Source organism: Bradyrhizobium sp. USDA 4472, from assembly GCF_054058595.1.
This window is the reverse complement of record NZ_JBSSAM010000001.1, coordinates 2926555-2950401: the sequence shown is the minus strand read 5'-3', so window position 1 is coordinate 2950401 and position 23847 is coordinate 2926555. Positions and strand designations below refer to the sequence as shown.

At 64.1% G+C, this 23847-nt stretch carries 23 protein-coding genes; 14 read left to right on the top strand and 9 right to left on the bottom strand.

The annotated features are described in order from the left end of the window. Positions 1-125: 125 nt before the first annotated feature. From ACVWZ4_RS13470 to ACVWZ4_RS13455, 4 genes are all read left to right on the top strand, one after another. Positions 126-1460 (top strand): substrate-binding protein, encoded by a 1335-nt coding sequence (locus ACVWZ4_RS13470; RefSeq protein ID WP_456740579.1) that lies wholly within the window; start codon positions 126-128, stop codon positions 1458-1460. A gap of 100 nt (positions 1461-1560) precedes the next feature. Then, on the top strand, positions 1561-2436 hold the full coding sequence (locus tag ACVWZ4_RS13465) for a branched-chain amino acid ABC transporter permease (RefSeq protein WP_456736969.1): 876 nt from the start codon (positions 1561-1563) through the stop codon (positions 2434-2436). 11 nt (positions 2437-2447) lie between these two features. After that, positions 2448-4289: a branched-chain amino acid ABC transporter ATP-binding protein/permease gene (locus ACVWZ4_RS13460; protein ID WP_456740578.1), complete on the top strand. Its 1842-nt coding sequence runs from the start codon at positions 2448-2450 to the stop codon at positions 4287-4289. Then, on the top strand, positions 4286-4984 hold the full coding sequence (locus ACVWZ4_RS13455; protein WP_456700178.1) for an ABC transporter ATP-binding protein: 699 nt from the start codon (positions 4286-4288) through the stop codon (positions 4982-4984). Before ACVWZ4_RS13460 ends, ACVWZ4_RS13455 begins: the two co-directional genes overlap by 4 nt. Here ACVWZ4_RS13455 and ACVWZ4_RS13450 read toward each other — a convergent pair whose 3' ends face one another. Further along, complete coding sequence (locus ACVWZ4_RS13450; RefSeq protein ID WP_456736967.1) at positions 4985-5410, bottom strand: HIT family protein; 426 nt, start codon at positions 5408-5410, stop codon at positions 4985-4987. It lies immediately after the preceding gene. Positions 5411-5501: 91 nt separating this feature from the next. On the opposite strand from ACVWZ4_RS13450, the gene prmC reads away from it, so the two are divergent. Together prmC and ACVWZ4_RS13440 are read left to right on the top strand one after the other, a co-directional pair. Continuing rightward, positions 5502-6398, top strand: coding sequence for a peptide chain release factor N(5)-glutamine methyltransferase (gene prmC, locus ACVWZ4_RS13445; RefSeq protein WP_456740577.1), 897 nt, complete (start codon positions 5502-5504; stop codon positions 6396-6398). A gap of 462 nt (positions 6399-6860) precedes the next feature. Next, the gene (locus ACVWZ4_RS13440) at positions 6861-7637 is read left to right on the top strand and encodes a DUF4167 domain-containing protein (protein ID WP_456763393.1); all 777 of its coding nucleotides are present in this window, start codon (positions 6861-6863) and stop codon (positions 7635-7637) included. A gap of 135 nt (positions 7638-7772) precedes the next feature. Here the strand turns inward: ACVWZ4_RS13440 and ACVWZ4_RS13435 are convergent, their stop codons facing one another. Beyond that, entirely contained in the window at positions 7773-8513 is a 741-nt protein-coding gene (locus ACVWZ4_RS13435) for a methyltransferase domain-containing protein (protein WP_456740575.1), read from the bottom strand. A 108-nt stretch (positions 8514-8621) separates the two neighbouring features. Here ACVWZ4_RS13435 and gloB point away from each other — a divergent pair, with 108 nt between their 5' ends. The 3 genes from gloB (at position 8622) to ACVWZ4_RS13420 (ending at position 10736) form a co-directional block, all read left to right on the top strand. After that, positions 8622-9389 carry a hydroxyacylglutathione hydrolase gene (gloB, locus tag ACVWZ4_RS13430; RefSeq protein WP_456700183.1) on the top strand — a complete coding sequence of 256 codons (768 nt, stop codon included), beginning with the start codon at positions 8622-8624 and terminating at the stop codon, positions 9387-9389. 106 nt (positions 9390-9495) lie between these two features. Further along, positions 9496-9918: a cupin domain-containing protein gene (locus ACVWZ4_RS13425; protein WP_456700184.1), complete on the top strand. Its 423-nt coding sequence runs from the start codon at positions 9496-9498 to the stop codon at positions 9916-9918. A 134-nt stretch (positions 9919-10052) separates the two neighbouring features. Next, positions 10053-10736 carry a flavin reductase family protein gene (locus ACVWZ4_RS13420; RefSeq protein ID WP_456740574.1) on the top strand — a complete coding sequence of 228 codons (684 nt, stop codon included), beginning with the start codon at positions 10053-10055 and terminating at the stop codon, positions 10734-10736. A 7-nt stretch (positions 10737-10743) separates the two neighbouring features. On the opposite strand, the gene yddG is transcribed toward ACVWZ4_RS13420, so the two are convergent. The 3 genes from yddG to ACVWZ4_RS13405 form a co-directional block, all read right to left on the bottom strand. Next, positions 10744-11613 carry an aromatic amino acid exporter YddG gene (gene yddG, locus ACVWZ4_RS13415; protein WP_456700185.1) on the bottom strand — a complete coding sequence of 290 codons (870 nt, stop codon included), beginning with the start codon at positions 11611-11613 and terminating at the stop codon, positions 10744-10746. A 100-nt stretch (positions 11614-11713) separates the two neighbouring features. Next, positions 11714-12439 (bottom strand): acetoacetyl-CoA reductase, encoded by a 726-nt coding sequence (phbB, locus tag ACVWZ4_RS13410; protein ID WP_092231271.1) that lies wholly within the window; start codon positions 12437-12439, stop codon positions 11714-11716. A gap of 245 nt (positions 12440-12684) precedes the next feature. Next, positions 12685-13863 carry an acetyl-CoA C-acetyltransferase gene (locus ACVWZ4_RS13405; RefSeq protein ID WP_456740573.1) on the bottom strand — a complete coding sequence of 393 codons (1179 nt, stop codon included), beginning with the start codon at positions 13861-13863 and terminating at the stop codon, positions 12685-12687. A gap of 303 nt (positions 13864-14166) precedes the next feature. On the opposite strand from ACVWZ4_RS13405, the gene phaR reads away from it, so the two are divergent. After that, positions 14167-14763, top strand: coding sequence for a polyhydroxyalkanoate synthesis repressor PhaR (phaR, locus tag ACVWZ4_RS13400; protein WP_456700186.1), 597 nt, complete (start codon positions 14167-14169; stop codon positions 14761-14763). A 103-nt stretch (positions 14764-14866) separates the two neighbouring features. After that, positions 14867-15487: a class I SAM-dependent methyltransferase gene (locus ACVWZ4_RS13395; protein ID WP_456740572.1), complete on the top strand. Its 621-nt coding sequence runs from the start codon at positions 14867-14869 to the stop codon at positions 15485-15487. A gap of 2 nt (positions 15488-15489) precedes the next feature. Here the strand turns inward: ACVWZ4_RS13395 and ACVWZ4_RS13390 are convergent, their stop codons facing one another. Further along, complete coding sequence (locus tag ACVWZ4_RS13390) at positions 15490-16377, bottom strand: branched-chain amino acid aminotransferase (protein ID WP_456700188.1); 888 nt, start codon at positions 16375-16377, stop codon at positions 15490-15492. 151 nt (positions 16378-16528) lie between these two features. Between ACVWZ4_RS13390 and ACVWZ4_RS13385 the strand changes: the two genes are divergently transcribed. Together ACVWZ4_RS13385 and ACVWZ4_RS13380 are read left to right on the top strand one after the other, a co-directional pair. Then, the gene (locus ACVWZ4_RS13385) at positions 16529-17464 is read left to right on the top strand and encodes an alpha/beta hydrolase (RefSeq protein WP_456736963.1); all 936 of its coding nucleotides are present in this window, start codon (positions 16529-16531) and stop codon (positions 17462-17464) included. 219 nt (positions 17465-17683) lie between these two features. After that, positions 17684-19267 (top strand): sensor domain-containing diguanylate cyclase, encoded by a 1584-nt coding sequence (locus tag ACVWZ4_RS13380; RefSeq protein ID WP_456740571.1) that lies wholly within the window; start codon positions 17684-17686, stop codon positions 19265-19267. A gap of 67 nt (positions 19268-19334) precedes the next feature. Here the strand turns inward: ACVWZ4_RS13380 and ACVWZ4_RS13375 are convergent, their stop codons facing one another. Further along, positions 19335-19799 carry an Lrp/AsnC family transcriptional regulator gene (locus ACVWZ4_RS13375; RefSeq protein ID WP_456740570.1) on the bottom strand — a complete coding sequence of 155 codons (465 nt, stop codon included), beginning with the start codon at positions 19797-19799 and terminating at the stop codon, positions 19335-19337. 157 nt (positions 19800-19956) lie between these two features. Here ACVWZ4_RS13375 and ACVWZ4_RS13370 point away from each other — a divergent pair, with 157 nt between their 5' ends. Next, on the top strand, positions 19957-20973 hold the full coding sequence (locus tag ACVWZ4_RS13370; protein ID WP_092231250.1) for a 1-aminocyclopropane-1-carboxylate deaminase: 1017 nt from the start codon (positions 19957-19959) through the stop codon (positions 20971-20973). A gap of 61 nt (positions 20974-21034) precedes the next feature. Here the strand turns inward: ACVWZ4_RS13370 and recQ are convergent, their stop codons facing one another. Together recQ and ACVWZ4_RS13360 are read right to left on the bottom strand one after the other, a co-directional pair. After that, the gene (gene recQ, locus ACVWZ4_RS13365) at positions 21035-22894 is read right to left on the bottom strand and encodes a DNA helicase RecQ (protein WP_456740569.1); all 1860 of its coding nucleotides are present in this window, start codon (positions 22892-22894) and stop codon (positions 21035-21037) included. Positions 22895-22996: 102 nt separating this feature from the next. Beyond that, positions 22997-23740 (bottom strand): polysaccharide deacetylase family protein, encoded by a 744-nt coding sequence (locus ACVWZ4_RS13360; protein ID WP_456740568.1) that lies wholly within the window; start codon positions 23738-23740, stop codon positions 22997-22999. Positions 23741-23847 lie beyond the last annotated feature (107 nt).

Sequence of the window (23847 nt, the reverse complement as noted above, 5' to 3'; positions counted from 1 at the left end):
AATGCTTAGGTCCAAGAGCTACACGCGGATGTGACGTGCCCGGCGCGGGCAGGCCCATGGGGCCGGCCGCCGCCGGATAAGTCGTGTTTGCCTGCAAACAAGAACGACGTTCGGAGGAAACGACCATGACTGACGATCTCATCCGCCGCGGTCTCTCGCGCCGTGGCCTGCTCCAGACCACCGCGGGCCTGATCGGCGGCTCGATGCTGCCGGCGATGCCGGCATTTGCCGACGACAAGCCGGCGATCGGCACCTATCCCGCGGGCGTATCCGGTTCCACCGCCTTCATCGGCATCTCCGTGCCGCGCACGGGAACCTACGCCGTGCAGGGCGAGGACGAGCTCAAGGGCTATCAGCTCGCGATCGAGCACATCAACGAAGGCCACGAATTGATCAAGAAGATCTCGCCCAAGACCAGCAAGGGCGTGCTCGGCAAGGAGCTGAAGTTCGGCGTTGCCGACTCCGCGGCCAAGCCCAATGAGGCGGTGCAGGCGCAGCAGCGCTTCATCAGCGAGAACAAGGCGATCATGATCACCGGCGGCACCTCGAGCGCCGTCGCGGTCGCGCTCAACAAGCTCGCCCAGCGCGAGCATGTGATCTTCGTGTGCGGCATTTCCGGCTCGAACGACACCACCGGCAAGGATTGCGTGCGTTACGGCTTCCGCCAGAATTTCTTCGGCCAGACTGCGGCTGCGGCGATCGGGCCGGTGATGGTGCGGGAGTTCGGCAAGGGCAAGAAGGCCGCCTATCTCACGCCTGACTACACCTATGGCCATACCGTCACCAAGTCGATGCAGGACTTCCTCGCGACTGCCGGCTGGACCACTGCGACCAACCAGGTCGCCCCGCTCGGTGCGCCCGACTATTCCTCATATCTGCTGAACGTCGCCAATTCCGGCGCCGACGTGCTCATCAACGTCAATTGGGGCCACGATGCGGTGCTGTCGACCCAGCAAGCGAAGCAGTTCGGCGTGCTCGACAAGATGAAGCTGGTCGTGCCCTACCAGGTGCCCTTCATCGCGCGCGAAACCGGCGGCCTGATGCAGGGCGTCTATGCCGCGACCGATTTTTGGTGGACGATCGAGGACAAGTACCCACTGGCCAAGATGTTCAACGAGGCATTCGAGAAGAAATACGGATACAAGCCGGAATGGGGCGCCGAGAACGCCTATGTCAGCTTCGCCCATTGGGCCCGCATGTGCGAGGAAGCCGGCAGCTTCAATCCGCCCGACGTCATCAAGGCCTATGAGAAGGGCGAGACCATCCCCTCGCTCGTCGGCGACGTGCATTACCGCCCCGAGGATCACCAGTGCGTCCGACCCGTCATCATCGTCAAGGGCAAGCAGCAGAAGGACATGAAGAACAAGGAAGACTGGTACGACGTCGTCGAGATCGTCCCGGGCGAGAGCCTGATGCAGAAGCCGGACGCCTTCGGCTGCCATCTCGGCGACTACACCTGAGCCCGAGCTAACCCCCTGTGACGCCGTAGGCCGTGACTCTGGACCTGCGGCGTCACCTTTTTGACGCAAGCTCTTCGCGCGTCACAACAGCGATCGCCGCATGATAAGTTGGCCCAATCTCGTTTCGCAGCTTTTCAACGGGCTCGCGCTCGGCGCCCTGCTTGCGCTGATCAGCTCCGGCCTGACCATCATCTACGGCACGCTCGGCGTGCTCAACCTCGCGCATGGCGCGATGTTCATGATCGGCGGCTATGCCGGCTTCGTCACCTACCAGTACACGGATTCGTTCATCCTCGCCGTGATCGCGGGCTCGCTGTTCGTGATGCTGCTCGGCGTGGTGATGGAAAGAACCATCATTCGGCATTTCTACCACCGCCCGCACGAGGACCAGTTGCTCGTCACCTTCGGGCTCGGCATCTGCTTCGTCGAGATCATCCGGCTGATCTTCTCCAGCCAGTCGCAGATCGTGCCGCCGCCGGCACTATTCCAGGGCATCACCAATCTCGGCTTCATGTTCTATCCGACCTACCGCCTCGCGGTCGTCGGCATCGTCGCGATCGCGCTCGGCGCGCTGTTCATCATCCTCTACCGGACCCGGCTCGGCATGATCGTGCGCGCCGGCATCGAGGATTCGGTGATGGTCGATTCGCTCGGCATCAACGTCTACCGCGTCTTCATGATCGTATTCGGCATCGGCGCAATGGCTGCAGGCTTCGCCGGCATCGTCAACGCGCCGGTGGTGTCGCTGACACCCGGTATCGGCGACGACATCCTGGTCCAGACCTTCGTGGTGGTGGTGATCGGCGGCGTCGGCTCGTTCCCCGGCGCGATTCTCGGCGGCCTGATCGCCGGGGAGATCATCAGCGTCACCTCCATGTTCAACCCCGGCTATGCCTATGTGATGCTGTTTGCGGCGATGACGCTCGTGCTCGTGGTACGACCGCATGGCCTGCTCGGCGTCCAGGGCCGCGAGTAAGTGATCCGCTGATGCTCAAGCAACGTCCGTTCCTGATCGAGACACTGACGGCCATCGGCCTGATCGTGGCACCCTTCGTGCTGCCCCATCTCGGCTTCGCGCCGAACACCGTGAACCGGATCCTGGTCTGGGGCCTGTTCGGCCTCGGCTTCGACATCCTGTTCGGCTTCACCGGCCTGTTGTCGTTCGGCCAATCCGCCTTCTACGGCACCGGCGGGTTCGTCGCCGCCTACCTGCTGACCCGCGCCGGCTTCAGCAACGTGCTCGGCGCGCTGGTCATCGGCATGATCGCGGCGGCAGCGACCGGCTACCTGATCGGACTGATCGCGCTGCGACGTACCGGGATCTACTTCGCCATGATCACGGTGGCGATCGCGGAAGTGTTCTTCTTCGTCGAGTTCAATCCGCTCTCCGATTTCACCGGCGGTGAAAACGGCCTGCCGGGCGTACCGACGCCGAGCTTCAATCTCGGCTTCACGACGGTCCATTTCACAGATGGGTGGTCGCTCTATCAGTTCATCGCGCTGTGCTATTTCATCGGCGTCATCATCGCGCTCAGGATCGTGCGGTCGCCGGTGGGGGCGATCTTCAGCGCCATCAGGGACAACCCGCTGCGCGCCACGGCCGTGGGTCACAACATCCACGGCTACAAGCTGACCGCCTTCGTGATCGCCGCCGCGTACGCCGGCTTCGCCGGTGGCCTGCTCGGCGTGCTTCAGGCCTTCATGCCGCCCGACGCCTTCACCTTCGACACATCAGGCCAGCTCGTGATGCAGACGGCCATCGGCGGCCGCGGCACGCTGTTCGGGCCGCTGGTTGGCGCAACCGTCTGGCTCTTCCTGCAGGATTTCCTCCAGTCCGCGCTGGGCTTAGGCGCCGCCTGGAAGCTCGTGCTCGGCGTCGTGTTCGTGCTGCTGGTCTGTTTCCTGCGCGGGGGCATCATCGGCGGCCTCGTCGATCTCTACGGCCTCTTCTCCGGCAGGCGTCGGAAGGTTGCGGAGAGGGAGGAGGACTCCCAGGCCGGGCCTGCACTGGAGGCGCCGCCCGCGCCGATGCAGGCCAGGGAGGTCCAGCACCCCGCCTATTCCGGGCCGATCCTGAAAGCCACCGCTCTCACCAAGCGCTATGGCGGCCTCGTCGCCAACAGCGACATCGATTTCAGCGTCGATCAAGGCGAGCTGCGCGGCATCATCGGGCCCAACGGCGCCGGCAAATCGACCTTCTTCAAGATGCTGACCTGCGAGATCCCGCCGACCTCCGGCCGGATCATGTTCGAGGGACGCGACATCACGGGATTGAAGGTCACTGACGTCTGCCAGCTCGGACTGACCAAGAGCTACCAGGTCAATCAGCTCTTCACCGGCCTGACGGTGCGGCAGAACCTGACGATCGCAGCACTCGCCGAGCTGCGCGGAAAATTCCGGCTTGACCTCTTCCGCTCGCTGTCGGGCGTCAAGGGCCTGACGGAGCAGGTGGAGCACACGCTGGCGCTGGTCAACCTGACGCGCCGTGCCGACACGCAGGTCGCCGAGCTCGCCTATGGCGAGAAGCGCAGGCTGGAGATCGGGCTTGCCCTCGCCACCTCGCCCCGCCTGCTGCTGCTCGACGAGCCGCTCGCCGGCATGAGCCCGCGCGAGCGGGTCGAAACGGTCAAGCTGCTCAAATCGATCGCGCGCGGCCGCACCATGATCATCATCGACCACGACATGGATTCGCTGTTCGAGCTGGTCGAACGCGTGACGGTGCTGCAGGAAGGCTGCGTGCTGGTCTCCGGCACGCCCGAGGAAATCAAGACCAACGCCGCGGTGCAGGAAGCCTATCTCGGCGGCGTGCACGGAGAGATCGCCGCATGAGCCTGATCGAGGTCGACGGCCTGAACAGCTATTACGGGGACTCCCACATCCTGTTCGACGTCGCCATGCGCGTCGAGCAGCACGAGGTGGTGGCACTGCTCGGCCGTAACGGCGCCGGCAAGAGCACGACGCTGAAGAGCCTGATGGGCGTGGTGACGCCGCGCAGCGGCAGCGTGAAGTTCGACGGCATCGACATCGCCGGGCGCAGGAGCCACAAGATCGCACAAGCGGGCATGCAGCTCGTCCACGAGGAGCGCCGCATCTTCGGCAGCCTCTCGGTCGAGGAGAACATCCTCCTCGCCGGGATCACCGCGCCGAAACGCTGGCCGCTCGGGCGCATCTACGAGATGTTTCCGCGGCTGAAGGAGCGGCGCAGCAACCGCGGTACCGAGCTCTCCGGCGGCGAGCAGCAGATGCTGGCGATCGCGCGGGCGCTGGTGCGCGATCCCAAGATCGTGCTGCTGGACGAGCCGTTCGAGGGGCTCGCGCCGGTCATCGTCCACGACCTCGTCAAGGCCTGCCGCGAGCTCGCGGCAGCCGGGCAGACGATCGTGCTGGTCGAGCAGAATTTGGCTGCGACGCTGGCGCTGGCGAGCCGGATCTACATCATCAACAATGGCCACATCGTGCACGAGGGCCCTGCGAACGAGCTCAAGGCCCAGCCGGAGCTGCTACAGCGCTATCTCGGCGTTTGATCAGCCGCTCAGCGCCGCGATCATCCGCTTGGCATGATCAGCAAGGACGGCCATGTCCTCCTTGCGTGTCTGCGCCGGCAAAAGTTCGACGCCGGCCCTGACCGGCATCACATGCATGTGCAGATGAAACACCACCTGCCCGCTGGCCGGCTCGCTGAACTGCTGCAGGATGATGCCTTCCGCATCGAACGCCTTCATGGCCGCGACCGCGATCCGCTTCGCGCTCCGCGCGACTGCGGCGAGATCATCGTCGGCGATGTCGAGGATGCCACGCGCCGGCGCCCTCGGAATGACCAGCGTATGGCCGGGCGAGCGCGGCATGATGTCGAGAAATGCGAAGCTGCGCTCGTCCCTGAACACCTCGAAGCAGGGAATCTCGCCGCGCAGGATCTTTGCGAAGACATTCTGATCGTCATAGACCGTCATGGATGTCCTCCCTTCGGCTGCGCGGTCATCAAACGCGCTCCTTTCCGTTGACGCAAGCAAGGTCGCCGATCTATCCACGATGCCAGGCAGGATGGTTCCATTGGCGACAGGCTTCGATTCCGGACACAGCATCGAGAGCGCGCGGCGCGCGCTCTCAGCGCGGCTGCAGGAGGCCGGCATCGAGGAGCCGTCTCTCGATGCGCGCCTGCTAGTCGGCGCCGTGCTGGGGCTGGATCTGACCGGCCTGATCACCCAAGCAGCGCGAGACCTCACGCCAGAGGAGGCTACGCGGCTCGAAGGATACGCGCAGCGAAGGCTCGCGCATGAACCGGTCGCCCGCATTCTCGGCGTCAGGGAATTCTGGGGGCTGCCATTCCGGCTGTCCGAGGCGACGCTGGTACCGCGGCCGGATACCGAGACCGTGGTCGAGCTGGCGCTCGAGATATTTCGCGAACGCACGATCCCGGGACGGCGCCCGCGCATCGCCGACATCGGCACCGGGTCCGGCGCCATTCTGCTCGCGCTGCTGCACGAGATCCCGGACGCATTTGGCGTCGGCACCGATCTCAGCCTCAGCGCCCTCGACACCGCCAGAGCGAACGCGGATGCCCTCGGCCTGGCCGATCGCGCCGCCTTCGTCGCCTGCTCCTATGCGTCGGCGCTTGGCGGCCCGTTCGACCTGATCGTATCGAATCCGCCCTACATTCCCGCGGGGGAAATTCCGAAGCTGAGCATCGAGGTGCGCAACCACGATCCGCATCTGGCGCTCGACGGCGGCAATGACGGCTATGACGCCTATCGCGCCCTGATCCCGCAGGCCGCCGAACGGCTCGTGCCCGGCGGCGCCCTGATCGTCGAGGTCGGCCAAGGCCAAGCCGGTAATATTGAAACCTTGATGGCCGCCGCCGCGTTATCGATCGACAGGCCGCCCAGATCGGACCTGGCGGGCATTCCCAGGGCCGTCTCGGCCCGAAAAATGCCCCCATAAAAGCCGGATTGGGCGCGAAAAACCTCTTGGAATATCCCGTGGGAACGACTACGTTCCGGTCAGCACATCGGTACCGGCCCCGTAGACCTACGGACGAAAGCCGGGCTCTCGGGCGAGAGCTTTACTGATTAAAGGTTCCAAGCCGCAGGTCCTGTTGAGCGCGATAGCACGTCAAGCTGCGCTGCTTACCGACCGCAAAGTGAACGAAAGCCTGATATTGCGCTTGAAGACTTACGCAACAAAGCTGGGCTTGTTTCGGCAGGTGATATGAGTGGGTTCGCTGGCAATGAATGCTGGCGGGTGGGGAACGCGTCTTTGTTGAACGCGACGGTCGACGAACATCGGCAGGGTCTGATTCGCTCTTGCGCGCGGTGCGCGCGAGAGATGTGAACCGCTGTCATCGGGTCACTCTCTGCAATCGGTAATGCGTGCAACCTTTAGGGCTGGAATTAAAGGCAGGACATGAGAAACGGTCAGAACAAGCAGCGGATGCGCAACCGCAACAACAACAATAACAACAACAACAACCGGCGCGGCCAGAACCCGATGACCCGGGTCTATGAATCGAACGGACCCGACATCAAGATCCGCGGTACCGCCTCGCACATCGCCGAAAAATATCTTCAGCTTGCGCGTGACGCGCGCTCCTCGGGTGACCCGGTTGCCGCCGAAAACTACTACCAGCATGCCGAGCACTATTTTCGGTTGATCGCAGCGGCCCAGGAGCAGTTCCGCCAGAATCAGCAGCCCCGCGGCGACGAGCCGATCAGCACCAGCAGCGGCGACGATGGCGAGGACGACGGCGAGAATTTCTCGAATTTCGGCCAGGAGCCGGGCTTCGTTCCACAGCCGCCCCAACAGCAGCCCTTCATGCGTGACCGCGACGGCCAGCGCGACTACCAGCAGCGCGACAACCAGCAGCCCTATCAGCGCGATCAGCAGCAGCCGCGCGAGCACCGCGAACGCGACCATCGTCCGCAGCCGCAATATCATCAGCAGCCGCAACCGCAGAACCAGCCGCAGCCCGTCGTTGCCGATGCCGGCAACGTCGATCGCCTGCCGTCCTTCATCACCGGCGCGCAGCCGCAGACGAATGCGGCTCCGGGCGGCTTTGAGGGTGGCAATCCCGGCGGCGGTGAGCGCTATCCGCGGCGCCGTCGCCGGCCCCATAACGGCCCGCGTCCCGAGCGCGAGGCGGCTCCGGCCGCGACCAGCGACGACCTCGCCCCCGGCGAGTAAGGCGCAGCAAAGCTAGCGATTGGGGTGGCTTTCAATCGTCCCGGCCTCGCCGGGACGATTTGTTTTTTGAAACGTCAAATTGGCGGAACTGCAGCGGCAGGCACAGTCACCTCTCGCCCGCGGGGAGAGGGGAAGCTAGGTCCGGGTCACCGTCGAGGACGGCACCAGCACCGGCTTCAACGAGGGAATCAGCCGCGCCCGTTCGCGCTTGGCGGGGATCGCACGATAGACCTGCTTGGTGGCTTCGACGATATGGACCCCGGCAAAAGGCAATGACAGCGCCGCGCCGGCGCGCTCCCACATCTGCGCCGATTTCAGGACCCAGCGGCCCGCATAAGGCGGCATGAACAACGCCTCGCCCCAGGCGGTCGGCGTGAACCAGGTCTGACGCAGCAGGTCCGTGATCTGCGAGCGTGAATAGGGACGGCCGTGGCCGAAAGGCGTGTTGTCGCTGCGCGTCCAGACCCCGCGCCGGTTCGGGACCACCGCGATGACGCGGCCGGACGGCGACAGCACCCGCCAGACCTCACGCAGCAGCGCGGCCGGATCGTCGGACATTTCGAGCGCATGGACCAGCAGGATGCGGTCCACCGCGGCTTCGGGAAGCGGCAGCGAGAACTCGTCGACGAGTGTGGCGAGCGCCGGTCTCCCGGTCGGCCATTTCAGCACGCCCTGGGCCGCCGGCATGAAGGCAATGCAGCGCTCGGCGTCCTCGCGGAACAGCCCGAGGTATGGCGTGGGATAGCCGATGCCGAGCACGCGCTGGCCCCCGGCACTCGGCCAGCGCTCTCTTATGCCGCGGTTGATCATTTGCCGCGCCACAATCCCCAGGCGACGGGAATAGAACTCGCGGAGGTCGACGACATCCATGCTCATGGCGGCAATGTAACATGCACAAGGTAGCGGCTGTGCGCGGAATATTGCATTGCCTGCGCAACGTTAACGCCATATTTGTCTGGCGGGGCTGAGCGCGATGGAGAGGTCATGGCTGCCGAAATTCGTACTTTCAGCTGTTTAAACGACAATTTCGGTTACCTGATCCACGATGTGGAAACCAGGGCCACCGCATCGATCGATGCGCCGGAAGCCGGTCCCATCATCCAGGCGCTGGAGCGCGAGGGTTGGCAACTCACCGACATCCTGATCACCCATCACCATGGCGATCATGTCGGCGGGGTCGCCGAACTCAAGCAGAAATACAATTGCCGCGTCGTCGCGCCGCACGACAAGTCGGCCAGAATCGCTGACGTCGATTTGCGCGTCGCCAATGGCGATGTGGTCAAGGTCGGTACGCTGCTGGGGCGCGTGCTCGAGACCCCCGGCCATACGCTCGATCACATCTCCTACGTATTCGACACCGAGAAGACGCTGTTCGCCGCCGACACGCTGTTCTCGATCGGCTGCGGCCGCGTGTTCGAGGGCACCTATCCGATGATGTGGGACTCGCTGTTGAAGCTGCGAGCCCTGCCCGACGATTTCAAGCTCTATTGCGGCCACGAATACACGGCGTCCAACGTCAAGTTCGCGCTCACCGTCGATCCCGACAATGCGGCGCTGCAGGCGCGCGCGGCGGAGGTTGCGAAGCTGCGGGCGGACAACAAGCCGACCATCCCCTCACTGCTTGGTGAAGAGAAGCGAGCAAACGTGTTCCTGCGTGCGGATGAACCCTCGATCGCAGCCAGGCTACACATGAAGGGTGCAGAGGCTGCCGCGGTGTTCGGCGAATTGCGCGAGCGCAAGAACAAGTCCTGAAGGACAGGTCCTCAAGGCCAGGTCCTCAAGCCTGGTCCTCAAGGCCAGGTCCCGAAGGCCAAGTCCCGAAGACTAACTCCTCGAGAACAAGCCCTGACGGGGATCGATGCCGACCGCAGCCGAGATCATCGCGCGCCTCGAACTCCGCCCGCATCCCGAGGGCGGGCATTACCGCGAAACCTTTCGCGACCAGACCACCGACGCCAATGGCCGCTCGCGGTCGACCTCGATCTATTACCTGCTCGCGCGCAACGAGCGCTCGCACTGGCATCGCATCGATGCGGTCGAGACCTGGCACTTCTACGCCGGCAGCCCCTTGATGCTCCGTATCGCCCACGACGGCTGCTCCCAGCACGAGGTGCGGCTCGGCACAGACCTTGTGAGCGGCGAACGGCCACAGGCGATCGTGCCGGCAGACGCGTGGCAGATGGCGGAGACGTCAGGCGAGTGGACGCTGGTCGGCTGCACCGTGGCACCCGCCTTCGAGTTTGCAAAATTCGAGCTCGCGCCGAAAGGCTGGGAGCCGTAGAGATTCTTGTTTGACGCGTTTTCTTTACGCGAACCGGTATCCACTTCGCTCGAAAACGCTCTGCTATCCGGAATCGGGTGGGTTCGATTCGCTTCCCCCGCTACGACTGCGCTTCCAGTCAACAGGAGCGTACGATGCACGGAACACTCGGTCCCGCCGCCGTCCAGATCGACCCGGCCATTTTGTATTTTGGAACGCCGGTCGTCCTGATCGGATCGACCAATGACGACGGCACTCACAATCTCGCACCGATGTCCTCGGCATGGTGGGTCGGCTGGCGCTGCATGCTTGGGCTCGCGCGCAACTCGAAGACCACCGAGAACATGATTCGCAGCGGCGAATGCGTGCTCAATCTGCCCTCGGCCGATCTTGTCGGCGCCGTCGACCGCCTTGCTCGCACCACGGGCTCGGATCCCGTGCCGCCAGGAAAACTCTATCGCGGCTATCGGCACGAGAAGGACAAGTTCGAACTCGGCGGTCTGACGGCGTTGGCAGGCGAAACGGTCAGCGCGCCGCGCGTGGCCGAGTGTCCGGTGCAGATCGAAGCCAAGGTTGCTTATGTGCATGAGATGGCCCAGGACGATACGGCCTGGGGCGGCAATCTCACCGCGATCGAGGTCCGCGTCACCCGCGTGCACGCGCATCCCCATATCATGATGGATGGCGTGCCGAACCGCATCGATCCGGACCGATGGCGGCCGCTGATCATGAGCTTCCAGGAATTCTATGGCCTGACGTCGCAACGCTTGCAGCGCTCCGAGCTTGGGCGGATTCCGGAATCGACGTATCGGCCGCCGGGCTGGCAGCCGGCGCTCTGAGCGCGTCTCAACGCTTCCGCAGCACCATGTCCTTCGCCGCGATCAGGCCGCCCCCGGCGATCAGGATCGCGGCGATGGCGATGTTGGCGCTGGCTTTGGCAAAGCCGGCGGCGATGAGAAAGCCGGTCGACAGGAGCGGCGTCGCATAGGAGGCGGCACCGAGCACGCGGATGTCGCCGCGCTTCATGCCGATGTCCCAGGCGTAGAAGGCGGCACCGACGGGGCCGATGCCGAGTCCGATCACGGCAAGCCAATGCAACGCAGTCTCGGGCCACACCGTGGTTTCCACCACACCATGCATCAACGCGGCGAGCATCGATGTGGCGAGGCAGAAGCCGGCGACAGCGTCGGTGGGCACCGCCTTCAGGCGCCGCGACAACACCGAATAGGTCGCCCAGACGAAAGCGGCGATGAAGGCCGCGATCAATCCCGGCACCGCGCCCGGCGCGAAGCCGGAGGTGTTGCCGGCAAACAGCAGCACGGTGCCGACGAGGCCGAGCACGGCGCCGATGATGTGATGCATGGCCAGCCGCTCGCCCGGCAGAAAGGACGAGAACAGCACGATCAGCAGCGGCCACATGTAGTTCAGGAGGCCGGCCTCGGCCGGCGGCGCGAATCGCAGCGCGAGGAAATACAGCGCGTGGTAGCCGAACAAGCCACCGACGCCGACCACCCATACGACCAGGGGCTGACGCAGGCTCTTCGCCGCGTCGCCGCGGCCGATCCAGGTCAGCAGACCGACGAGACCGCCGATCGCAAAAGTCATCGCAGCGAGCTGAAACGCCGGGATCTTGCCGGTGGCCACCGTCATCACTGACAGCAGCGACCACATCAGGATCGCGGTCAGTCCGACCAGTGTTGCCGTGCGCGGATTCATTGATTGAGAGGCTCTGAGGACGCTTATGCCCGGCACGGGGCCGGGCATAGCGCCTTCAATATCGTCTTGTCGCGCCTGACGCTACCGGCTTGGCGCCCGATCAGGCGTGGTACTGACCGCCGTTGATGGTCAGGGTCGAGCCGGTGATGAAGCCGGCTTCCTCGGCCGCCAGGAACACGACCGCGCGCGCAATCTCTTCCGGCTCGCCGAGCCGGTTGACCGGGATCTGCGGGATCACGTTCTTTTCCAGAACGTCCTTTGGCACCGCCTGCACCATCTCGGTGTTGATGTAACCCGGCGCGATCACGTTGACAGTGATGCCGCCCTTGGCATTCTCGAGCGCCAGCGCCTTGGTGAAACCGATGTCGCCGGCCTTCGCCGCGGAATAATTGACCTGGCCGAACTGCCCCTTCTGGCCGTTGATCGACGAGATCGAGATGACGCGGCCGAACTTGCGGGCGCGCATGCCCTCGATCACCTGTCGCGTCATGTTGAACAGCGAGCCGAGATTGGTGTTGATCACGGCGTTCCACTGTTCGAGCGTCATCTTGTGGAAGGCGGTGTCGCGGGTAATGCCGGCATTGTTGACGAGGATGTCGACGGGGCCGAGTTCGGCCTCGACCTTCTTCACGCCCTCGGCACAGGCATCGAAATTGCTGACGTCCCACTTGTAGACGGAGATGCCGGTCTCGGCCTTGAACTTCTCTGCCGCCGCATCATTGCCGGCATAGCTCGCCGCGACCTTGTAGCCGGCCGCCTTCAGCGCCTTGCTGATCGCAGCACCGATGCCGCGCGTCCCACCCGTGACCAATGCAACTCGTGCCATAGTGTATTCCTTCCCTTGGACTCTTCGGACGTTTCTCAGTGATGGTGTTTTAGATGCGGATTATGCGGTTGGTTTGACGGACATCAAGAACAAAACGCCCGGCGTTGAGCCGGGCGTTTGTATTTAGTCGAAGCTTGCGCGGTTGCGAAGAATAATTGATTTGCAACCGCTGCTTTTTTGGTCGCGTGCAACGCACTCACCGTCGTGTGCAGCGCACGCGCCGGTTCATCAGCCGGATGTCAGCTTCAGTCGCGCGCCAGACACATGGCGATACCCATGCCGCCGCCGATGCACAGCGTGGCGAGGCCCTTCTTCGAATCGCGCTTCTGCATTTCGTGCAGCAGCGTCACCAGCACGCGCGCGCCGGACGCGCCGACCGGATGGCCGATCGCGATCGCGCCGCCATTGACGTTGACCTTCGACGTATCCCAGCCGAGATCCTTGTTGACGGCACAAGCCTGCGCCGCGAAGGCCTCGTTGGCCTCGATCAGGTCGAGGTCGCCGACGTTCCAGCCGGCCTTCTTCAGCGCCGCGCGCGAGGCCGGGATCGGGCCCGAGCCCATGATCTTCGGATCGACGCCGGCCTGCGCCCACGACACGATACGCGCGAGCGGCTTCTTGCCTTCCTTGGCGGCCTGCTTCGCGGTCATCAGCACCACGGCGGCAGCGCCGTCATTGATGCCGGAGGCCGAACCCGCGGTCACCGTGCCGTCCTTCTCGAAAGCCGGACGGAGCTTCGCCATCGCATCGAGCGTGGCGCCATGACGCGGATATTCGTCCCCGCTGACGACGGTATCGCCCTTGCGGCCCTTGATCGTGACGGGGACGATCTCGTCGTTGAACTTGCCGGCCTTCTGCGCAGCTTCGGCCTTCTGTTGCGAGGCGACCGCGAACTCGTCCTGCTGGGCACGCGTGATCTGCCACTGCCGTGCGACGTTCTCCGCGGTGTTGCCCATATGGTAGCCATTGAAGGCATCCCACAGGCCGTCCTTGATCATGGTGTCGACGAACTCGACGGCGCCCATCTTGACGCCGCCGCGCAGATACTGGGCGTGCGGGGCCATGCTCATGGATTCCTGGCCGCCGGCAACCACGATCTCGGAATCGCCGTTGAGCAGCGCCTGATAGCCAAGCGCGACCGTGCGCAGGCCCGAGCCGCAAAGCTGGTTCACGCCCCAGGCCGGGCTTTCCACCGGAATGCCGGCGCCGATCGAGGCCTGGCGGGCGGGGTTCTGACCCTGAGCAGCAGTCAGGATCTGGCCCATGATGACCTCGGAGACCCGGCCGGGCTCGATGCCACCGCGCTCCAGCGCGGCCTTGATGGCGATGGCACCAAGATCGTGGGCGGGAAGGGTCGCGAAGGCTCCGTTGAAGCTTCCGACCGGGGTGCGGGCGGCGCTGACGATGACGACATCGTCTGACATGGGCATCTCCTGGGGTTCAAAGGGGGCAGACGGGGCTGGGAAACGGCTCGCCAGTCTCGGATGGCATCCTGTTAACGTCATTGCGGCATGTCAATCGGAAGGTCGCCGAATTCATCCCGCAGCGCATTCAAAATAGCGTTCTTGGCCATTTCGCAAGCACGTTTTTGCTGTGCGATTAACCGTGCCGCACAAAACGGTAGCGTGCCCCCTTTGAAAATGCTTACTTTGTTGCGTTGCGTACTCTTCCCGCCCTGCGGCATTGGCCCCGCAGGTTCCCGTTCTCAGCGCTACGAGTGAGAGCCCATGGCGAAATCAGACCAACCCACCACCATCAAGAAATACGCGAATCGCCGGCTCTATAACACCGGGACGAGCACCTATGTGACGCTGGAAGACCTCGCCGCCATGGTCAAGGATGGCGAAGATTTCCTGGTCTACGATGCCAAGACCGGCGACGACATCACCCGCTCGGTGCTCGCCCAGATCATCTTCGAGCAGGAGAACAAGGCCGGCCAAAACCTGCTGCCGACGACCTTCCTGCGCCAGCTGATCCGCTTCTACGGCGACAGCATGCAGATGGTGGTGCCGAAATATCTGGAGCAGTCGATCGCGACGCTGACCCAGGAGCAGGAGAAGTTCCGCAAGCAGATCGCCAACACGCTGTCGGGCACGCCCTTCGCCCCGCTGGAAGAACAGGTCCGCCGCAACATGGAGCTGTTTCAGCAAACCTTCTCGATGTTCAAGCCGTTTGCTCCCAATGCGGGCCGGCCGGCAACGACCCCGGAGCCGGAGCCCGATGCCAGCGCCCCGGCGGCGACGGACAGCAATATCGACGACCTGCGCCAACAGATGAAGGACATGCAGGAACGCCTCGAGCGCATGTCGAAGAAGGACGAGTAGACACCTCCGCATTGACGCGTCCGCATGCGGCGGGCGCGCGAACTGCCTGTTGATTGCGGCATTGCCTTTGCGCGGTGCCGTCCCGGCGAAGGCCGGAGCTGCCATGTCCGACCGCACCACGCATTGGGACAACGTCTACGCCACGAAGGGCGAGGCCGAGGTCAGCTGGTTTCAGAATAGCCCGGCGATCTCGATCGAGATGATTCGCGCCGCCAATCCGGATCGCGACGCGGCCATCATTGATATCGGCGGCGGGGCATCGCGGCTGGCCGACGCACTGCTTCAGGACGAATACCGCAATCTCGCCGTGCTGGACCTCTCTGCCAACGCCCTTGAGGCGGCGAGGAAGCGAATCGGTGCAGCCGCACCGGCGGTCGACTGGATCGTTGCCGACGTGACCGCATGGCGACCGGTGAAGGCCTACGACATCTGGCATGATCGTGCCGCGTTTCACTTCCTGACCGATCCGCGCGACAGGGCCGCTTACGTCGAGCGTCTGCGATCGGCGGTTGCGGCGGGCGGACACGTCATCATCGCCACCTTCGCGCCCGATGGTCCGCAGACATGCAGCGGCCTGCCGGTGCAGCGACACGACAGCACGAGCCTTTCAAGGGAGCTCGGGCCGGAGTTCGAGCTGGTCGAGACGCGCGGCGACACCCATCACACGCCGTGGCATTCGACGCAGGCGTTTCAGTTCAGCCGCTTTCGACGGCGGGCTAGCTAGCGTCAGGCCGCCAGCTGCGCCGCATGGGCAAAATCCCAATAGAGCTTTCGCGCCTTGCTGTAGAGCGGGCCCGGCTTCAGCTCGCGTGCGTCGATGCGAATCACCGGCGCGACCTTCGCAAAATTGCCGGTGGAGAAGATCTCGTCTGCGGCAAGGAAATCCGCATAGCGCAGCGTCTTCTCGATCACGGTGACGCCATCGCCCCGGAGCAGGCCGATGACGCGCTGGCGGGTGATGCCGTTGAGGAAGGTGCCGTTCGGCACCGGCGTGAAGACCACGCCGTCCTTGGCCATGAACACGTTCGAATTGCCGAACTCCGCGACATTACCGAGCATGTCGAGCATCAGCGCATTCTGGAAGCCGCGCGAGGCCGCTTCCGCCAGCGCGCGCGAATTGTTCGGATAGAGGCAGGCCGCTTTGGCGTCGACGGGCGCGCATTCGGCCGTGGGCCTGCGAAACGGCGACAGTGTGATCGCATTGCCTGTCGGCTTCGGCATCGGCGCCTCGTAGATGCACAGGCACCAATTGGTGGTCTCGGGATCGAACAGCACCCCGCCGCCCGCACCGTGCTGGGCCCAGTACATCGGGCGGACATAGAGCTCGGCATTCCGCGCAAAGCGTGCAATGCCGTCGTTTGCGAGCGACATCCAGGTGTCGGCATCGACCACCGGCTTCAGGCCAAAATTGATCGCGGATTGATTGGCGCGGGCGACGTGACGATCGAGATCGGGCGCGACGCCTTCGAATGCGCGCGCACCATCGAACACCACCGAACCGAGCCAGGCCCCATGCGTGCGCGGTCCCATGATCGGCACGTTGCCGTCGTGCCATTTGCCTTCGAAGAAGGTCCAGCTCGGCGAATAGTCGATCGGTTTCTTGATCTCGGCCATGCCAGGCCTCCCCTCGAGAAATTTCCGGGCACTATTGCCCCGACTTCTAAACGATTTGCTGCGGCGAAGCATCAACTCTCCCCCTCGCAGGAGGTTGGGACGACATCTCGTCCAAACAGGTTATAATTTCAGCCCGGTCACGGAGTTTCCCATGCCGCTCGATCCACTCGCCAAGCGCTTGTTGACAATGATGGCTGCGGCCGCGCCGCAGGCGCGCAGCCGGCCCAGCATCGAGGCGCGACGTGAATCGCTGGCCAAGCTGATGCAGTTCGCGCGTGCCGAGGCGCCTGACGTGACCACGTCAGACGGTATGCTGCCCGGTCCCGGCGGAAAGCTGCCCTATCGGCTCTATTCGCCTGCCTCCGCCGGTGCGCGCGCGCCGGGTTTCGTGTTCTTTCATGGCGGCGGGCTCGTGGCCGGCAGTATTGCGACGCATGACCGCATTGCAGCGGCACTCGCGCATGCGACCGGCTGCCGCCTCGTCTCGATCGACTATCGGCTGGCGCCCGAGCACAAATATCCCGCCGCCGTGGACGACGCGATCGCGGCGACCGAATGGGTGGCGCGCGAGGCGTCCTCACTCGGCATCGATGCCGAACGGCTCGTGCTCGGCGGCGATTCCGCAGGCGCTACGTTGGCCGCGATCGTGTGCCAGGAGGCGGCGCAAAGCGCCGGTCTCTCGATCGTCGCACAATGCCTGATCTGCCCGGTGCTGGATTTCGAGGAAACTTCACCTTCGCGCGAGGCCTTCGCCGAAGGGCATCTGATCGACCGCGCCACCATCGAGGCCGATCTATCGGACTATCTGCCCGAGGGCCGGGATGCCGCCGATCCCCGCATCTCGCCCTTGCGCGCGACGCGGCTCACCGGGCTGCCGACCGCAATCATCCATACCGCCGAGTTCGACCCGATGCGCGACGAAGGCAACGCCTATGCGCGCAAGCTGCTCGCCGCGGGCGTCCCGGTCGAGCACGTCTGCCACGAGGGGATGGTCCACAATTTCCACGCCATGGGTGCGATCCTGCCGCAGGCTCAGCTCGTGCTGTCGCAGATCGGCGAGCAGGTGCGGCGAGCGGTAGAGGCATGAGAGCGTGAATCGCACACGCCCCGCGGGTCATGGTGGATATTGGTAAAGCGTAGCGCCTGCAATCGGCTGGATGACTCACTGGAGCGGTCGATCCCGCATTCCGCATCAACCGATCGTTAATCTTCATCCAAAAACATCAGACGCGTTAGATTGTCGCAAGGAACCTTGCGCGACATTGAGGCGGCATTGTCGCATGCCGTTCAGCCTTGGAGACCACGAATGTCCCGCTTGGTTCCGGAACGCACGTTCCTGGCCGGGAAGATCATCTTCAATTATGGCCAGTCGACCATCGACTGCGTCGTGCGTCGGCTAACTGACGAGGCCGCGACGCTGGAGATGCAGAGCGGCCTTGGCGTGCCCGACCGGTTCCAGCTCAGACTCGAGGGACGCGATATCCAGAGCTGCCGCATGGTCTGGCGATCTGACCGCCAGGTCGGGGTCGCCTTTGAACGGCCTGACAGCGTCGGTCGCCCCGCCGGCGACGAACAGGAGCGCTCGTCCGACTCGCTGATGCGCGCCCAGATGCTGGCCCTGCGTGCCGCCCTCGATCATGTGCCGACCGGCATCGTGCTGCTCGATTCAAGCCTCAGAGCTCGCCTGATCAACCGATCGTTTCGTCAAATGTGGCACCTGCCCGACGAGGTCGCCGATAGCAATCCATCCATTGTCACCCTCCTCCTTCATGGACGCGACATCGGAGCCTACGAGGTGCCGGACCCCGCTCTCGATGCGCACGTCAAAGAACGAGTTCGCGTGGTCGAGGCAGGCGACCCGACGCCGGTCGATGTGCGTCGAACCAATGGTGATGTGGTGCGCGTGCAGGTGACGCCATTACCGGACGGTGGACGCATGCTGACCTATACGCCGGTGACCGACATCGTGCGCGCCTCGGACGAGTTGAAGCAGCTGCGGGATGCGCTGGAGAATGTCCAGGATGGCGTCCTGCTTCTCGATGCCGATCTGAGCGCCACCTTCATGAACAGACGCATGCGGCGCTTTTGGAATGTCAGTGAAGACCAGGCGGCGAGTCGGCCGGCCTATTCGTCGCTGGTGCGGCGCGTGCACCGCGCCAGCGCCCCCGATCTGCCGGCGAACGAACTGGCGAAATTTCCGGCGCGGCGCGTCGAAGAGGTCAAGGCCGGCGATCATGTGCGCGACCTCGAGACGCCGGACGGCCGACGCATCAGGGCCCATTGCACCACGATGTCCAACGGCGGCCGCATGCTGACCTATGTCGACATCACCGATCTCAACGACAAAGCCACCATGCTGGAGCGGCTGGCGACCACCGATCCGCTCACGGGCCTGTACAACCGCCGGCATTTCCTGGGTTCGCTCGACGCGGAATGGAGCCGCTTCCAGCGCTACTACCGCTCGGTCTCCGTCCTGATGCTCGATATCGATCATTTCAAGTCGGTCAACGACCGCTACGGTCACGCGGTCGGCGACGAAGCGATCAAGGCTGTTGCAGCTGCATGCAACGAGGGCAAGCGCAAATCCGATCTCGTCGGCCGCATCGGTGGCGAGGAGTTCGCGGTTCTGCTGCCCGAGACCAGCCTGTCGCGCGCCAAGCTCGTCGCCGAACGGATCCGCAAGCAGGCGATGGCGATCCGGCTGAGCGCTCATCAGGCGCAGTTCGGTGTCACGGTGAGCATCGGCATTGCGGAGGCCTCCGTCAGCATGTCCGGCATCGACGCACTGATGGGCGCAGCCGATCAGGCGCTCTACCAGGCCAAAGCCGAAGGCCGCAATCGCTGCATCGCCTGGAAACCCCCGCCGCCCGCGAGCAAGGCGGCGGAGTGATTGTCGCAACTGCCTGGCGGTCCGCCCCTGGCTCAAAGCAGGCGCTGTCCCCGATCGTCAAGACCGCTCAGAACTCCAGGGGCGCGTTGTCGACGACCTCCTTCATCACGAAGAAGGTGCGGGTCTGCCGGACGCCGGGCAGCGCAATGAGCTGCTCGCCATGGATGCGGTTGAAATCTTCCATGTCGCCGACGCGGATCTTGAGGAAGTAGTCGAAATCGCCGGCGACGAGGTGGCAGTCGAGCACGAATTTCAGCCTGCCGATGGCCTGCTCGAAGGTGGCGAAGCTCTCCGGCGTGGATCGGTCGAGCACCACGCCGACCATCACCAGCGTGCCCTTCGCGACCTTCTTCGGTGCCACCATGGCGCGGACAGCGGCAATAAAGCCGTCCTCGAACAGGCGCTGGGTGCGGCGATGGCAGGTGGCAGGGCTGATTGCGACTGTTTCGGCCAGCTCAGCGTTGCTGAGCCGGCCGTTATTTTGCAGCAATCTCAACATCTTGAGGTCGATACGGTCGAGACGCCCCGACATGAAAGAAGCTTCCGTAAATTGGTGCAGATTCGGAAGGAATCTTATTTAAAAATTCCGTTCCTGCAAGGTTACGCGCAATATGAGTGCAAAATTCGAGAGCACCTTCTTACGGCGCAATGCTAGCACATCCCGACGCAACGCCATCAGGGACGAACCCATGAACCTGGACAAATTCGCGCGCTATCCGCTGACCTTCGGCCCGACGCCCATCGAGAAGCTGGAGCGGCTGTCGAAGCATCTCGGCGGCAATGTCGAGATCTACGCCAAGCGCGAGGACTGCAATTCGGGCCTCGCCTATGGCGGCAACAAGCTGCGCAAGCTCGAATACATCATCCCCGACGCGATCGCCTCGAATGCCGACACGCTGGTCTCGATCGGCGGCGTGCAGTCGAACCACACCCGCATGATCGCGGCTGTCGCGGCCAAGATCGGCATGAAGTGCCGCCTCGTGCAGGAAGCCTGGGTGCCGCACGAGGACGCCGTCTATGACCGCGTCGGCAACATCATGCTCTCGCGCATCATGGGCGCCGACGTGCGCCTGGTCGATGACGGTTTCGACATCGGCATCCGCAAGAGCTGGGAGCAGGCGATCGAGGAAGTGAAGGCCGCCGGCGGCAAGCCCTACGCGATCCCTGCCGGCGCCTCCGTGCACAAGTTTGGCGGCCTCGGCTATGTCGGGTTCGCCGAGGAAGTGCGTAAGCAGGAGAAAGAGCTCGGCTTCAAGTTCGACTACATCATCGTCTGCACCGTCACCGGCTCGACCCATGGCGGCATGCTGGTCGGCTTTGCCGCCGACGGCCGTGCGCGAAAGGTGATCGGAATCGATGCGTCGTTCACGCCTGCGCAGACGAAAGCGCAGGTGCTCTCGATCGCACAGAACACCGCAAAGCTCGTCGAACTGGGCAAGGAGATCGTTGCAGACGACGTCGTGCTGATCGAGGACTACGCCTATCCCGCCTACGGTGTGCCGTCGGAAGAAACCAAGGAAGCGATCCGCCTCACCGCACGCCTTGAAGCGATGATCACCGACCCTGTCTATGAGGGCAAATCGATGCAGGGCTTGATCGACCTCGTCAAGAAGAACCATTTCGAGAAGGGCGCGAAGATCCTGTACGCCCATCTCGGCGGCGCGCCGGCGCTCAACGGCTATGGCTACGCCTTCAGGAACGGCTAGGCCATCAAGGCTGTCGTCCCGGGGCGCGAGCCCGGGATGATGACGTTGGCAGGAGGACGCTCTACCGCGTCCGGACGATCTGCAGCAACTCCTCGCCGTAGTGCTCGAGCTTCTTGTCGCCGATCCCAGGGATGTTGCGCAGCTCGTCGAGCGTGGTCGGCCAGGCCCGGACGATGCCATCGATGGTGGCATCGTGCAGCACGACGTAGGCAGGCACGCCGCGCTCGCGCGCCACATCCGAGCGCCAGGACCGCAAGCGCGCACGCAATTCCGGATCGACATCGCCCTGCGACGCACTGGCCGCAGGCGCCAAATCGCCACGGCGCGGCTTCGTCCGGCCGGCGCGGACGCGCGCGGAGGGCGCCTCCTCGCGCAGCCAGACCTCGGTCTCGCCGCGCAGGACGCCGCGCGCAGAATCGGTCAGCTTCAGCGCGCCGAAGGCCTCGCTGTCGGCCCGCAAATGCCCCATCGCCACCAGCTGTCGCAGCACGGTGCGCCATTGCTTCTCGTTGAGCTCGCGCCCGATGCCGAACACCGACAGCTTGTCGTGGCCGAACTGCGTCACCTTCTCGGTCAGGCGCCCGATCAGCACGTCGATCAGGTGCATCGCGCCGAAACGTTGTCCGGTACGGTAGGCGCAGGACAGGAGCTTCTGCGCCAGCACCTTGCCGTCGCGCATCTTTGGCGGCGTCAGGCAGTTGTCGCAATTCCCGCAGCTCTCGCCATGCTGTGTTTCGCCGAAATAGGCAAGCAGCCGTCTGCGCCGGCACTGTGCGGTCTCGGCGAGACCGACCAGCGCATCGAGCTTGCCGATCGACACGCGCTTGAAGTCATCGGACCCACTGGACTCATCGATCATCCGGCGTTGCTGCACGATGTCGGAGAGGCCATAGGCCATCCAGGCTGCGGACGGCTTGCCGTCGCGCCCCGCGCGCCCGGTCTCCTGATAATAGGCCTCGATGCTCTTGGGTAGGTCGAGATGGGCGACGAACCGCACGTCCGGCTTGTCGATGCCCATGCCGAAGGCGATGGTCGCGACGATGACGATGCCGTCCTCATTGAGGAAGCGATCCTGGTTGCGCGAGCGCACACCGCCGTCCAGTCCGGCGTGATAGGGCAGCGCTGCAATACCGGCGTCATCCAGCGCGGCGGCGACCTCCTCGACGCGATTGCGGGAGAGGCAATAGACCACACCGGCATCGCCGGCATGACGCTCCCGGATGAAGTCCTTGAGCTGCGACACCGCATTGCGCTTGTCGACGATCTCGTAGCGGATGTTGGGCCGGTCGAAGCTCGAGACGAATTGCGGGCTGTCCGTCAGCTGGAGCCGCTGGACGATCTCCTTGCGCGTCAATTCGTCGGCGGTCGCGGTCAGCGCGATCCGCGGCACGTCGGGAAACCGCTCCGCGATGATCGAGAGGCCGACATATTCGGGGCGGAAGTCGTGGCCCCATTGCGAGACGCAATGCGCCTCGTCGATCGCGAACAGCGCCACCTTGGCCTGCGCCAACATCGAGAGGCAGCGCGGCGTCACCAGACGTTCCGGCGCGACATAGAGCAGGTCGAGATCGCCCGCGATCAGGCGACGCTCGATCTCCGAGGCTTCCTGCGAAGACAACGACGAGTTCAGCGCGGCGGCGTTGACGCCGGCCTCGATCAGACCCGCGACCTGATCGCGCATCAGCGCGATCAGCGGCGAGACCACGATGCCGCAGCCCTCGCGCAACAGCGACGGCAATTGATAACATAGCGACTTGCCGCCGCCGGTCGGCATCAGCACCAGGCAATTGCCGCCATCGGTGACGTGCCTGACGATCTCGCCCTGTGCCCCGCGAAAGCCCGGCAGGCCGAACACCGAATGCAGCACGGACAGCGCATCGCGGCCATCGGACGGCGCCGGCGCGGTTGAAGAGGGGGACATGGGCGCGTCGCGGGGTTCCGAGAGATTCGTCACGACGCCAGTCGCATGGCGGGGCTGGCGTTGCAAGTCCATCTTTCCCCCCGAGCGGGGCAAGGCGAAAAGCTACGCCCCGATCCTGCGCAGGCCCTCGGCGACCGTCACAATCGGCATGCCGCGCGTCGCGGCGGCCTTCAGCGCATGACCCAGCAGCGCCGGGGTGCAGCCATAGGGGCTCGGTGCGTCGACGACATCATGGCCGTAAAAGATCAGCCAGCCGCCGCTTGCGACCGCCTCGTCAAAATAGCGGTCGACGCCATCAGCATCGATCTCGCAATTGACCAGCGGCGAAGCGCGCAGGAACTGGAGATCGATCACGTTGCTGTTGACGCCGGGAAGAATACCGCGCGCCGAGCGGAAGGTCTTGGCGAGTTGCGGCTTTCGCCAGACCGAGGCGAGACCATAGGGATAAGCGAAATTCTCGAGCCGAATCGAGGAATCGATGCCGAGAAAATAGCTGCGGTTGCGTTCGATCTCGCGCGCCATCGCGCTCTCGTCGAGATCGACCGCGCGCCGATGCGAAAACGTGTGGCAGCCGATCTCGTGACCGCTCCGATGCAACCGAATGATCGCATCGCTCGACAGGCCGTGCCAATGATCGCCAGGCTGATCAATCAGGCTGCCGGCGAGATAGAACGTGCCGTAGCCACCATGCGCTTCCAGCATCGCGGCGCCCTCGCCTGCCGCACTATCGGGGGCATCATCGAAGGTGAAGCTCACCATCGGCGCGTGGGCCGGCAAACGGTGCGGCGCGGCGCGGAAATGCCGAGCCAGCCGATTGCTCAAGCGTCCGTTGAGAGTCGACAGCACGGGTGCATTCCCTGTGATTCCAATATTTCCATACTGAAACATCTGCGCGCCATCGAAGGCAAGTTTAACGCTTGGGTAATCCTAACGCGGAACCTGATTCCAACGCG